This window comes from Chromatiaceae bacterium (assembly GCA_016714645.1).
Taxonomy (GTDB): Bacteria; Pseudomonadota; Gammaproteobacteria; order Chromatiales; family Chromatiaceae; genus M0108.
On sequence record JADKCI010000001.1, the window covers coordinates 926,302 to 939,096 of the forward strand.

The 12,795-nt window shown below is 64.5% G+C and carries 11 protein-coding genes; 8 read left to right on the forward strand and 3 right to left on the reverse strand.

The annotated features are described in order from the left end of the window. Positions 1 to 9: 9 nt before the first annotated feature. The 3 genes from IPN92_04340 to hlyD are packed head-to-tail and all read right to left on the reverse strand — an operon-like array spanning position 10 to position 3,925. Positions 10 to 1,152 carry an ABC transporter permease gene (locus IPN92_04340; protein MBK8637532.1) on the reverse strand — a complete coding sequence of 381 codons (1,143 nt, stop codon included), beginning with the start codon at positions 1,150 to 1,152 and terminating at the stop codon, positions 10 to 12. Further along, a complete protein-coding gene (locus IPN92_04345; GenBank protein ID MBK8637533.1) occupies positions 1,149 to 2,906 on the reverse strand; it encodes an ABC transporter ATP-binding protein in 1,758 nt (585 codons plus the stop codon). Before IPN92_04345 ends, IPN92_04340 begins: the two co-directional genes overlap by 4 nt. Beyond that, the gene (hlyD, locus tag IPN92_04350; GenBank protein MBK8637534.1) at positions 2,903 to 3,925 is read right to left on the reverse strand and encodes a secretion protein HlyD; all 1,023 of its coding nucleotides are present in this window, start codon (positions 3,923 to 3,925) and stop codon (positions 2,903 to 2,905) included. The genes IPN92_04345 and hlyD overlap by 4 nt, the downstream gene beginning before the upstream one ends. A gap of 235 nt (positions 3,926 to 4,160) precedes the next feature. On the opposite strand from hlyD, the gene yajC reads away from it, so the two are divergent. From yajC to IPN92_04390, 8 genes are all read left to right on the forward strand, one after another. Beyond that, entirely contained in the window at positions 4,161 to 4,496 is a 336-nt protein-coding gene (yajC, locus tag IPN92_04355; protein MBK8637535.1) for a preprotein translocase subunit YajC, read from the forward strand. 141 nt (positions 4,497 to 4,637) lie between these two features. After that, the gene (gene secD / locus IPN92_04360; GenBank protein ID MBK8637536.1) at positions 4,638 to 6,494 is read left to right on the forward strand and encodes a protein translocase subunit SecD; all 1,857 of its coding nucleotides are present in this window, start codon (positions 4,638 to 4,640) and stop codon (positions 6,492 to 6,494) included. 10 nt (positions 6,495 to 6,504) lie between these two features. After that, the gene (gene secF, locus IPN92_04365) at positions 6,505 to 7,440 is read left to right on the forward strand and encodes a protein translocase subunit SecF (protein MBK8637537.1); all 936 of its coding nucleotides are present in this window, start codon (positions 6,505 to 6,507) and stop codon (positions 7,438 to 7,440) included. 227 nt (positions 7,441 to 7,667) lie between these two features. Next, a complete protein-coding gene (locus IPN92_04370) occupies positions 7,668 to 9,080 on the forward strand; it encodes an HlyC/CorC family transporter (protein ID MBK8637538.1) in 1,413 nt (470 codons plus the stop codon). A 208-nt stretch (positions 9,081 to 9,288) separates the two neighbouring features. After that, positions 9,289 to 9,663 carry a septal ring lytic transglycosylase RlpA family protein gene (locus IPN92_04375; protein MBK8637539.1) on the forward strand — a complete coding sequence of 125 codons (375 nt, stop codon included), beginning with the start codon at positions 9,289 to 9,291 and terminating at the stop codon, positions 9,661 to 9,663. A gap of 220 nt (positions 9,664 to 9,883) precedes the next feature. Further along, positions 9,884 to 10,450, forward strand: a complete 567-nt coding sequence (locus IPN92_04380; GenBank protein MBK8637540.1) for an acetate uptake transporter — start codon at positions 9,884 to 9,886, stop codon at positions 10,448 to 10,450. A 64-nt stretch (positions 10,451 to 10,514) separates the two neighbouring features. Next, positions 10,515 to 11,069 (forward strand): cache domain-containing protein, encoded by a 555-nt coding sequence (locus IPN92_04385; GenBank protein ID MBK8637541.1) that lies wholly within the window; start codon positions 10,515 to 10,517, stop codon positions 11,067 to 11,069. Positions 11,070 to 11,100: 31 nt separating this feature from the next. Continuing rightward, positions 11,101 to 12,795, forward strand: coding sequence for an efflux RND transporter periplasmic adaptor subunit (locus tag IPN92_04390; GenBank protein ID MBK8637542.1), 1,695 nt, complete (start codon positions 11,101 to 11,103; stop codon positions 12,793 to 12,795).

Consider the following 12,795-nt stretch of genomic DNA (forward strand, 5'->3'; position numbering starts at 1 on the left):
GCTCCCGCGTCAGGCGTCCAGGCTCTTGCGGGTCTTGAGCCGCGCCAGCGCGAAAAATACCGCGCCAATCGTTAGCATGGCCGCCATGTTGGGCACCAGCACCGGCCAGGTGTCCCCCGCCAGAAAGACCGTCTGCAAGGAGGCGATGAAATAGCGGGCCGGGACGATCAGGCTGATGGCGCGGATTGGGGCGGGCATGGAGTCGATCTCAAACAGAAAACCCGAGAGTAGAAAGGCCGGCAGAAAGCCCGTGAAGAGGGCCACCTGGGCCGCGATGAACTGGTTCTTGGTGATTGCCGAGATCACCAGCCCCTGACCCAGGGCGGGCACCAGGAAGACCGCCGACACCAGGAGCAGGGTCCCCCAGGAGCCCTGGAGAGGCAGGCCAAAAACGCTGATGGCGAGCGCCGCCGAACCCAGGGTGGCCAGCAGGCCTAGACCAAAATAGGGCAGCAACTTGCCGATGAGGATCTCGGCTACCCGGGCCTGGGTAGAGAAGAGGGCCTCCAGGGTGCCCCGTTCCCATTCGCGGGCCAGCACCAGGGCGGTTAGGAGGGTGCCGATCATGGTCATGATGATGGCGATGGCACCGGGCACCAGGAAGCGGCGGCTCTCGATCTCCGGGTTGAACCAGAAGCGTGGCTGTAAATCCACCCGGGGGGCGGGCACCAAGCCCTCGGCCTGGGCCCAGCCCAGGACCACCCCCTCGGCATAATGGGCGACGAACCCGGCGTTATTGGGCTGGGAACCATCGGTGATGACCTCCACCAGGGGCCCCGCCAGCGGTTCGGCGAGGCGGTGCGCGAAGTCCGCGGGAATCACCACGAAGCCCTTCAGATCGCCCGCCGCCACCGCGCCGGCCACCTGGCGCCGGTCCCGGGCCGGTGTCACCTGGAAGTAGCGGGTCCCGGAAAAGGCCGCGGCCAGGGACTGGGCGCTGGGATCCTCCGACTCCAGCACCAGGCCGATGGGGACCTGGCGGATGTCCAGGGAGACGGCATAGGCAAAGAGAAACAGCAGGATCACGGGCAGTACGAAAGCAATCAGAATAGCGGATGGGTCGCGCACCACCTGCAGCCCCTCCTTGCGTACCAGGGCCAGGAGTCGCCTCCCGGAAAAGCCCTGGGATGACCAGGGGGTGGGCGCGCTCATGCCGCCTCCCGCCGGGGGGCCGCCGCCAGGGTCGCGTCCGTCCTCTCGATGAGGCGAATGAAGGCCTGCTCCATGGTCGGTTCCTCCCCCGGGTGCAAGGCCACCGCGGCCTTGAGGGCGTCCGGGGTGTCGAGGGCAATGACCCGCGCCTGGACCATGAGGGCGATCCGGTCACAGTATTCGGCCTCGTCCATGAAGTGGGTGGTCACCATCACCGTCACGCCCTTGCGCACCAGGCCGTTGATGTGGGTCCAGAATTCCCGGCGGGTGAGGGGGTCCACCCCCGAGGTGGGTTCGTCGAGGAAGAGGACGGGCGGGCGGTGCATCAGGGCGCAGGCCAGGGCCAGCCGCTGCTTGTACCCCAGGGGCAGTTCTTCCGGGGCCCGGTCGAGGAAGGCGGCGAGCTGGAAGGTCTCCACCATCTCGGCGATGCGCTCCCGTTTCAGGGGGCCCTCCAGACCCTGGACCCCGGCATAAAACGCCAGGTTCTGCCGCATGGAGAGCAGTCCATAGAGCGAGAATTTCTGGGCCATGTAGCCCAGGCGTCCCTTGGCCTGCCCGCTGGCGCGCCGCAGGTCCAGTCCCGCCACCCGGGCCTCGCCGGAACTGGGCTTGAGCAGGCCGCAGAGCATCTTGAAGGTGGTGGACTTGCCCGCCCCATTGGGCCCGAGCAGACCGAAAATCTCCCCCGGCCGCACCTGGAAGGTCACCTCGTCCGTGGCCACGAAGGCGCCGAAGCGCTTGGTCAGGCGGCGACACTCGACCGCGTAGTCCAGGCCCAGGTCCTGGGGCGGCATGCGCTCCGCCAGGGCGGATGTCCCACCGGGTCCTCCCCCCAGCAGATCGACAAAGGCATCCTCGAAGCGGGGCGTCACGGCCTCCAGTTGGGCCCCCGCCGCCCTGGCCAGGGCCTGGATGCTGTCGGAGGACTGATCCTGGCGCAGGACGAGGCGGATCGCCTCGCCCTGAATCACCCCATCGCAGACGGAGGGCAGGTTCAGGGCCTGCTGGAGCAGGGCGCGGCGATCGCCCCGGGGGGCCCGTATCCGGAAGCAGCGGTGGCTGATGCGCCCGGTCAGGGCGGCGGGGGGGCCGGCAAAGCGCAGTTCCCCCTCGTTGAGCAGCAGCACGGACTCGCACCGCTCGGCCTCGTCCAGGTAGGCGGTGGCCCAGACCACCGCCAGGCCCTGGCCGGTCAGTGCCGCGACCATGTCCCAGAGGTCCTGCCGGCTCACGGGGTCCACGCCAACGCTGGGTTCGTCCAGCAACAGGACCTGGGGCGTGCCCAGCAGGGCGCAGGCCAGCCCGAGTTTTTGTTTCATGCCCCCGGAGAGCTTGCCCGCCAGCCGCGGGGTGAAGGGACCCAGCCGCGTAAAGGTCAGGAGCCGATCGAGGGCCTGGTCGCGCTGGCGGGCGGCCATGCCGCGCAGGGCGGCATAGAGGCGCAGGTTTTCCATCACCGACAGGTCTTCGTAGAGCCCAAAGCGCTGGGGCATGTAGCCAACGAGGGCGGCGAGGTCCCCGGCATCGCGCTGCGTATCCCGTCCCAGGATGCCGATCCGTCCAGAGGTGGGCGCCATCAGGCCCGCCATCAGGCGCATCAGGGTGGTCTTGCCGGCCCCATCGGGGCCCACGAGCCCCGTGAGGCGGCCGGCGTGGATCTCGGTGGTCAGTCCCTTGAGGGCCTGGGTCGCGCCAAAGTGCTTGGTAACCGCTGCCAGCAGCACCGCGGCCGCCGGGGGCGCCGATGTCATGATCCCGGGCCTGCGGGGGTGGCCGGGGCCGCTACCTGAATCGTGACGGGCATCCCTTGCCGCAGCCCCTCGTCGCTCTTGGGAATGATGATCCGCAGGCGATAGATCAGGTCCGTCCGCAAGGCGGTCGTCTCCACCGTTTTTGGCGTGAATTCCGCCTTGGGCGAGACGAAGCCGATGTGGCCCCGGTACACCTGGCTGGAGCTGTCGGTGGTCACCTGTACCGGGGTCCCGGGCGCCACCTGGCCAAGCTGGGGCTCCGCCGCGTAGGCACGCGCATAGACGGGATCGGGCAGCGAAAGGGTATAGACCGGCGTCTGGCTGGTTACCATGCTACCCGGCTCCAGGACCCGGCTCATGATGATGCCGTCCGCGGGGGCAATCAGGCGGGTGTCATCCAGGGCGGTCTGGGCCTGGTCGCGGGCGGCGGCGGCGCTGGCGAGGTTGGCCTCGGCGGCGCTGATGTCCTCGGCGCGCGCACCCTCCCGCTGCAGGGAGTGCGTCTGCTGGGCCATGACGAGGCCGGCGACCGCCTCGTCGTAATCCGCATGGATCTTGTCCAGTTCCTGCTGACTGGCAAAGGCGGAGGCGGCCAACTCACGTTGTCGCTTGAGTTCGGCGGCCAAACGCTTCTCCAGGGCCGTGAAGAGGTTCACCTCCGCCTCGGCGCGCCGGATCTCCTGGGGGCGGTTGCCGTGACGCAGCTTTTCGAGTTCGGCCTCGGCGCGCCGATAGGCTGCGTCGGCGGCGGCCAGGGCATCCCGGTAAGGGCGCTCGTCCAACTCCGCGAGCAGGTCGCCCTGGTGAACCCTCTCGCCCTCCTCGTACCTCAGGGACTCCAGGCGTCCCGGCTGCCTGAACGACAGTTCGACCTCGCGGATATCCACATTGCCGTAGAGGGTCAGACCGGCGTCACCCTTGCCGGCCCGGCCCCAGAGCCACCAGGCGATGGCGATGAGGGCGATCAGGATGACGGGGGCCAGGAGTCTGAATAAGGGTTTCACGGGCTGGGTCCGGATGGGGAATGAAGCGATAGGGCGTGACGACGCATACCGGGCTGGCCTGAATCAGGTGTCAAGTCGACCCCGGCCATTATCAGCCGAGGCCCGGAATCCGGCCACTATCCAGAGCAACCAACCTTGCCACGGCGGCAAATTTTTTCGGGACATCCCCTTTATCATCCATGGCATAATGCCCATCGAGTTTTTTAGCCTAGCGTTGCCTGGCGACGCCATCCCTAGTCGAGGTCTAACCATGAGCTTTTTTATTTCCGACGCCCTGGCCCAGGAGGCCGCTGGCGCCGCGGCACAGAGCGATCCCCTCTTGAGCCTGCTCTTTCCCATCGGTTTGGTAGTGCTGCTCTATTTCCTCATGATCCGTCCCCAGGTCAAGCGCCAGAAAGAACACAAGAAGATGGTCGAGGCCATGGCCAAGGGCGATGAGATCGTCACCGCCGGCGGCATCGCTGGCCGCGTCCTGGACTTGGGCGAGAATTTCGCCCTGGTCGAGGTCGCCGAGGGCGTCCAGGTCAAGGTACGCCGCGTCGCCGTGGAGACGGTGCTGCCCAAGGGTTCCCTGAAGGAACTGTAATCCCGGTCCTCAACGTCGCCGTGTCGGCCCTACGCCGGCCCGGTGCCTGGGAGGAATGCCTGAAGCGGCCACACCGATCCCTGCTCCGGACCTGCCTCTCTAACCCTGGGTCCGCCGTGATCCCCGCGAGAACCGATCCCCATGAATCGTTACCCCCTCTGGAAAAACCTGCTGATCCTGGGCGTCATCCTGGTGAGCCTGGTGCTGGCCCTGCCGAACTTCTTCCCCCAGGACCCCTCCATCGAGGTCTCGGCCGCCCGCAAGACCGAGATGACCGCCGCCAGCGCCGATGAGATCCGCGCCACCCTGGAGAATGCCAAGGTCCCCTTCAAGCGGATCGACACCCTGGAGGGTGGCAAGATCCTGGTGCGCTTTGATAGCTCGGGTGATCAACTGCGTGGCCAGGAGGCGATTGAGAGCAGCCTTTCCGCCCGGTACCGCAGCGCCCTCACCCTGTCCACGGATCTGCCGGGCTGGATCAAGGCCCTGGGTCTCAAGCCCATGACGCTGGGACTGGATCTGCGGGGGGGTGTCTATGTGCTCATCGACGTGGACATGGAAGCCGCCGTGGACCAGGCCCTCGATCGCTATGTCGAGGACATCCGCACCCAGTTGCGCGATGCCAAGGCGCGCTATATCACGGTCAGCCGGGTCCAGCGTCAGGTCATCGTCAAGTTCGCGGACCTGCCGGCCCGCGACGCGGGCGAGAAGGTCATCGCCAAACAGTTCGGGGACCTGAAGATGGAGGTCCTGGAGCAGGGCGGCGACTTCCTGGTCACCCTGGCCATGACCCCGACGCAGCAGAAGCAACTCCAGGACTTCGCACTCCAACAGAATGTCACCACCCTGCGTAACCGGGTGAACGCCTTGGGCGTGGCGGAGCCGAATATCGCCCGTCAGGGCGACCGGCGTATCGTGGTCCAACTGCCCGGCGCCCAGGACCCGGGGCGACTCAAGGAGATTCTGGGGGCCACCGCGACCCTGGAATACCGTCTGGTGGACACCGAGCACAGTGTGGCCGATGCCGAGGCGGGCAAGGTGCCCGCGGCCAGCCGGCTCTACCGTGATCGGGATGGGCGCCCGGTCCTGCTCAAGCGCCGGGTCATCGTCACCGGCGATCAGATCACCGACGCCGCCTCCGGATTCGACTCCCAGAGTGGCACGCCCATGGTCACCGTTGCCCTGGACGGCCCTGGCGGCCGGCGCATGCTCGACATGACCACCGAGAATGTGGGTAAGCCCATGGCCGTGGTCTTTATCGAGAACCGGACCACCACCAAGCAGGTGGACGGCAAGCCGGTGAAGACCACCGCGAAGGTGGAGGAGGTGATCAGCGTCGCCACCATCCGCGAGCCCTTCGGCAAGCGCTTCCAGACCACTGGCCTGGACTCCTCCGAGGAGGCCCACAACCTGGCCCTGCTACTGCGCGCCGGCGCCCTGGCCGCCCCCATCCAAATCGTGGAGGAGCGTACCGTGGGCCCCAGCCTGGGTCAGGACAACATTGACCAGGGCCTGATGTCGGTGATCATCGGCTTCCTCGCCGTCGTCGTCTTCATGGCCTTCTATTACTCTTGGTTCGGGGTGGTCGCCAACGTGGTGCTGATGCTGAACCTGGTGCTGATCGTGGCGGTCATGGCCTTGCTGGGGGCGACCCTGACCATGCCGGGTATCGCGGGCATGGTGTTGACCATCGGCATGGCGGTGGACGCCAACGTCCTGATCTTCGAACGGATGCGCGAGGAAATCCGCAATGGCAATACCCCCCAGGCCAGCATCGCCGCGGGCTATGACAAGGCCCTGTCGGCCATCATTGACGGTAACGTCACCACCCTGATCGCCGCCGTGGTCCTCTTCAGCTTCGGCACGGGGCCGATCAAGGGCTTCGCCGTTACCCTGACCGTGGGTCTCATCGCATCCATGTTCACCGCCATCACCTGCAGCCGCGCCATGATCAATTGGATCTGGGGCGGTCGGCGCTTAGCGCGCCTGCCCGTCTGAGGGACCCATCATGCGTGAAATCAAGTTTGGCACCATTGACTACATGGCCCACCGCTGGAAGGCCCTGGTCTTCTCCGGCGTGCTCATTTTTATCACCTTTGTCTCGCTGGCGGTCCAAGGCCTGAACTACGGCCTGGACTTCACCGGCGGTACCGTCATCGAGCTGGGCTATCAGGAGCCGACCGACACCGCCGAGGTGCGCGATGTCCTGGAAGCCGCAGGTCTGTCGGGGATCACGGTGCAGCACTTCGGCAGCAACCGCGACATCCTGCTGCGCATCCCCCCCAGCGGTGAAACCAATAATGCCGCCCTGAGCCAAAAGGTGTTCGATACCCTGGCGGCGTCCGTCGGCGGCAAGGTGGAGATGCGGCGGGTGGAGTTCGTGGGTCCCCAGGTCGGGAAGGAACTGACCGAGCAGGGCGGCCTGGCCGTCCTTTATTCGGTCTTCGGTATCCTCCTCTATGTCGCCCTGCGCTTCGAGTGGCGCTTCTCCGTGGGCGCCATTGCCGCCACCATCCATGACGCCATCATCTGTCTCGGTGTTTTCACCCTCTTCCAGCTTGAGTTCGATCTCAATGTCCTGGCCTCCATCCTGACCGTGATCGGCTACTCGCTCAACGATACCATCGTCATCTTCGATAGGGTCCGCGAGAATTTCCGCAAGGTGCGCAAGGGCTCACCCCTGGAGATCATGAACCAGTCGGTCAACGAGACCATGTCGCGGACCATCATCACCGCCGGTACCGTCTTCCTGGTGGTCGTGGCGCTTTATCTCTTTGGTGGCGAGACCCTGCGTGGCTTCTCCCTGGTCATGATCGTGGGCGTCATCTCCGGCACCTTCTCCACCATCTACATCGCCAGCAACGTGGCGATCCTCCTGGGTGTCAGCCCCGCCAACCTGGCCCTGGTCAAGAAGGAAGGGGATGGCGCGGGGGCGCAGGTCTAGCGGGGTGCGCCCCGCTCGGTTAAGGGGTACCTGCCCGCTGGCCGTCCCCCGGGCGCTCGCGCGCTTGTCTCCCTTCCGTCAATGGATTGAGTGTCTTGGCTTGGCGTCATCCCGTCCGCCCTGAGGTGGCGGAGGGGTGATTAGCCCCCGCCATTCGCGAACCCTTATGAATTATCAAGGTGTTCTATTCCGGCTATGACCGGCAACCTGATAGACCTAAAATAAAGATGGAAAGCCACCTGATCTTCAATCTTCTCGCCGTCGTCCTGCTGGTGATGGGCAACGCCTTTTTCGTCGGTTCCGAGATCGCCTTGACCTCGGCGCGGCGCAGCCGCATCAAGCAATTGGCGGATACCGGAAACAAGGCCGCTCGCACCGTGCAATTGCTGCACAAGGAGCCGGAACGCTTCTACTCGGTGACCCAGATCGGCATCACCCTGGTCTCCCTCGCCCTGGGCGCCATCGGCATCACCACCATGGAACATCTCATCGATCCTGTGTTCGAGGCCATGGCCATCAGCTTCTCCGGCGGCCAGTCCCTGGTGGATGTCGCTCATACCGCTGCCTATATCTTTGGCTTTGTCGTCATCTCCTTCCTGCACGTGGTGGGTGGCGAACTGGCGCCCAAGGTATTGGCCTTCCACAAGGCCGAGACCCTGAGCCTGGCCGTCGCCGGCATCATGAACTTTCTCTACTCTAGTCTCAAACCCTTGATCTGGATTATGAATAAGTCCTCCGAGGGCTTGCTTTGGGTTTTCGGTCAGCGCGATCTGGCCAAGGAAGGGGCCGGGCACTTTTCCATTACGGAGGAGGAGATTCGTACCATCCTGACGGCGAGCGAACATGACGGGGTACTCAACGCGGAGGAGACCCAGATGATCCGGGGGGTGTTCGACCTCGACGAGCAGCAGGTCAGGGATGCCATGGTGCCGCGTACCGACATCACCGCCATGAACAAGGATGCCACGGTGGCGGAGGCCTTGATTATGTTCAGGGAGGGTCGCCATGCCCGTTACCCGGTTTATGATGTCAACCTGGACGATATGGTGGGCATGATCGCCATCAAGGAACTTCTCAGTAGCCTGGCCGATACGGATGATGTTGCCCCCATCAAGCAGCACCGCATCGGCGATATCATGCTGCCCCTGCATATTGTCCCCGAGACCCTGGCCCTCAGCGAACTGCTCAAGGATTTCAAGCGCACGGGTCAGCAGCTTGCCATCGTGGTGGACGAATATGGTGGCACCGCCGGCATGATTACGCTGGAGGATATCCTGGAGGAGATCGTTGGCGACTACTCGGATGAATTCAGCAAGCACAAACACCGTTACGTCAAGAAGTTAAGCGGCAGCCAATACGCCATCGACGCGGGCATCCGGACCTCCGATCTGGAATCCCTGGTGAACTTCCCCTTCCCGGACGGTGACTTTGTCACGCTGGGTGGCCTGGTGTACCACCAACTGGGTCGCATCCCACAGATTGGCGACGAGGTGCCTCTGGAAGGTGCCCGCCTGCAGGTGCTGGAGATGGACAAACACCGCATCACCAAGGTCCTCTTCCAGGATTTGGCGATCGCCGAGGATGGCACCGTGGGACTGGCCGAATCCGTATCCTTGCCGGACGAGGAGCCAGTCTCCTAGGCCGCGCCTCTGGTCTTTTGTCCCCAAGTCATGGTAACCTTGCCGTTCATATTTTTGTCAATTCGGGGTAACTATCTGCATTTTATAGCAAATTGTTGATTTTTATCCCGATCGATTAACGAGGTTACTCTTGAATACACGACACGAACCCCGCTCCAAGGCTCGGTTTCCTCGCTTCAGGATTGCCAGAATCTCTCCATTCACGCTGATGATAGCCCTGGCGTTACCCATCGGCTTTTCATCCCACGCGGATGCGGGCAGTAAGAAGTGGAATAAGGGCGATAAGTCCTCCGAGAGCCACCAGGTGGGCAAGGCTTCCTGGTACGGTCCCGGATTCCATGGCAAGAAAACCGCGAGTGGTCACGTCTTCAATCAAAATGCCCTTACCGCCGCCCATCCCCGCTTGCCCTTGGGGACCCGGGCCCAGGTCACCAATCTCAGGAATGGCAAGCAGGTCGAGGTGACCATCAATGACCGGGGCCCCCACCGGGGCGGTCGCATCATCGATCTCTCCCGGGCCGCCGCCAAGAAGCTGGCCATGGGTGGAACGGCCCGCGTCAGCGTCGTGGCCCTGGCCGACTAACGACGGGCACCTTAATAGGCCGCCGCTTCGGGAGTCGAGGCGGCCTAGCTTTCTCAAGGCTGGCGGCTCCCGCCAGCCCACCCTGTAAAACCCTCAATCGCGTACCCAGTTATCCTCCTGGGTACCCTGTTCTTGAAGCCCCAGAGTCCCCGGGGCGGGGTGTATCCCACTCCAATCCCCGCCCCTCAACCAAATTCAAGAGGCATTCAGGTAAGAAACCATGGCGGAACAAAAACTTGGTAACCCGGCGGTCGTTGGCCTGGCGGGCTTCGGTCTCACGACCCTGGTGCTGCAATTCCACAACGTCGGCTGGATGCCCAGCATTGGGCCCGTGGTATGGTTGGGACTCATCTTCGGTGGCCTGGCGCAACTGATCGCCGGACTTCAGGAGCAGAAGACGGGCAACAACTTCGGCTATTGCGCCTTCACCTCCTACGGCGCCTTCTGGATTGCCCTGGCGCTGATGCTGATCGCCAACAAATTCGATCTCTTCAAAGCCAGCACCGAGGATGTCGGCTGGTTCCTCGTCGCCTGGACCCTGTTTACGGCCATCCTCTGGGTGGGCTCCCTGCGTATCCATGGCGCCATGGCCGTCACCTTCAGCTTGCTGCTGGCCGGCTTCGTCCTCTTGGATCTGGCGCACTTTGGCTACCCGCAAATGACGGTCGTCGCCGGTTATACCCTGATCCTGTGCGCCTTGTCGGCCTGGTACATGATGGCTCGTATCATCCTGAACGAGCTTTATGGGCGTGAGCTCCTGCCCGCGGGTAAGGCCTGGTTAGGCTGAGGGCGCCTTTTCAGCGCCAGATTTATCCCTGATCGGCAAAATTCGATTCAAGAGGACCTCAATGATGGGAAAAACTCAGTTTGCCCTGGCCAGTCTGATCCTGACCCTGGGCCTTACCCCCGCTTCCCCCTGGGCCGCCGATCCCGCCATCGCCTCCGCCGAGGAGGTCGTGGCCAAGGTACGGGAGGCCGCCAAATATCTGGAAGACAAGGGCCTGGCCGGTTTCTCGGATTTCAACAATAACAAGGATGCCCGTTGGGTCTGGAAGGACAGCTATGTCTTTGTCTATAGCTGCCGAGACGATGTGATGATCGCCCACCCCCTGCGCCCCGACCTGGTGGGCAAACCCATCCTGCAAATGCGCGACGACAAGGACCACCCCTTGTTCCAGGACATGTGCAAGGCGGGCGAGAACCGAGAGGGCGGCTGGGTCGAGTACTGGTGGCCAAAGCCAGGCGAGGCGAAGGCCTCCCGCAAGATCTCCTACGTTCATAGCGCGCCGGTCTCCTTCAAGTCGGATATCCAGGTCGGCGCCGGCATCTATGACGAGAGTCTCACCCCCGCCGATTTAAGCAAGATCGTGACGGATTTTGCCAAGCCCCAGAAATCGGTGCCCTGATTGGTTAGCTGATCCCTTGTAAGGTGCCCCTATGCCTAGCCTGACTCTGTTCCGCCTTGGCCTCTGCGTCCTGATGGTCCTTGTCTCCTTGCTGGGTGGCCCGTCCAGGGTCCTGGCCGCCATCCCCCACCTGCACGCCACCTCGGACCCCGTCCCCAATGCGGCGGTCTATCAGTGCCCCATGCACCCATGGATCAAATCGGATAAACCGGGCGACCGCTGTACCATCTGCGGCATGGAACTGGTCGCCGTCGCCCAGGAGGGCGATGGGACGATCGATCCTGATCGGGTCACCCTCAACGCCGCCCAGGCCGCCGTGACCGGGGTGCAAACCAGCCCGGTGATTCGGGGCACCCTCACCCGCACCCTGCGCGTCAGCGGGGTCATTGAGGACGACGACACCCGCCACCGCATCCTGGCCGCCCGGGTGCCGGGTCGGATCGAAAAGCTCCAGGTCAACTATGTGGGTGCCGAGGTCGAGGCCGGGGCGCCGCTCGCCACCGTCTTCAGCCCCGAGATGCTCACCGCCCAGCGCCAGTATGTCGAGCGCATCAAGGCCGGCGCCGTCGCCTCGTCCCTCTCCGAACGCGCGGCCGCCCGCGAGCGCCTGCTGGAGCTGGGCCTGACCGAGGAGGAGATCGTGATTCTGGAGGGCACCCACAAGCCCACCGCCATGGTCAACATCCGCGCCCCCCTGTCCGGCACCGTCATCAGCCGCGCGGTTTACGAAGGCCAATACGTCAAGACCAACGATCCCCTCTTCGAGATCGGGGACTTCTCGCGCATGTGGTTCGTATTCGACGCCTACGAGCCGGACCTGGCCTGGTTGCGCGTCGGCCAGACCGTCGAGGTCTCGATCCCCTCCCAGCCCGGCCAGGTCTTGACCGCCCCCATCAGCTTCATCGATCCCAGCCTCAATGAGATGACCCGCACGGCGCGGGTGCGGGTGACCCTGGAGAACCCTGAACGCCAGCTCCGTTACCGCCAGACCGCCCAGGCGGCGGTGGCCATCACCGCCCCGGAGACCCTGCTCGCGCCGCGGGCCGCCATTCTGCAACATGGCGAGCGGCCCATCGCCTATGTCGAGGAGGCCGGGCAGGGCTATCGGGCGCGGGAGGTCCGGCTCGGGCGGGTGGGCGATACCCAGGTGGAAATCCTGAGTGGCCTCGCCGAGGGTGATCGGCTGGTGACCCAGGCCGCCCTGATCCTCGATTCCCAGGCGCAACTCGCCCATGCCGCCATCCAGGTCGCGGCGGCCGAACCGGTCCCGGTCCTGCCCGCCAAGGTGGACGCCAGCACCCCAGGCCACGATGAGACCGCCACCGGGCTCCTCCGCACCCTGGTGCTTGTGACCGCCGATGCTGCCAGCGCCCTTGCCAGCGATGACCTGTCTGGATATCAGAAGCAGGTGCCCGCCCTGCGGGAGGCCCTCGCCGCCTATCTGGCGGGCCATCCCCCGGCCAGCCGCGCGGGCCTGGCGGCCTTGACCGGCAAGCTGACCGAGGCCCCCGATCTGGAGGCCGCGCGCCATGCCTTCGAGCCCTTCAGCACCGCCGTGGCGGACCTGGCCCAGGAGGAGCATCTGCGTCATCGCGGGGATATCTGGATCTATCAGTGCCCCATGAGTCCGGTGCTGGGTACCGCGCGCTGGCCCTCGCGCACCCCGCAACTGCGCAACCCCTTCTTTGGTCCCGCCATGTTGGGCTGCGGCGACGAGGTCAAGTAG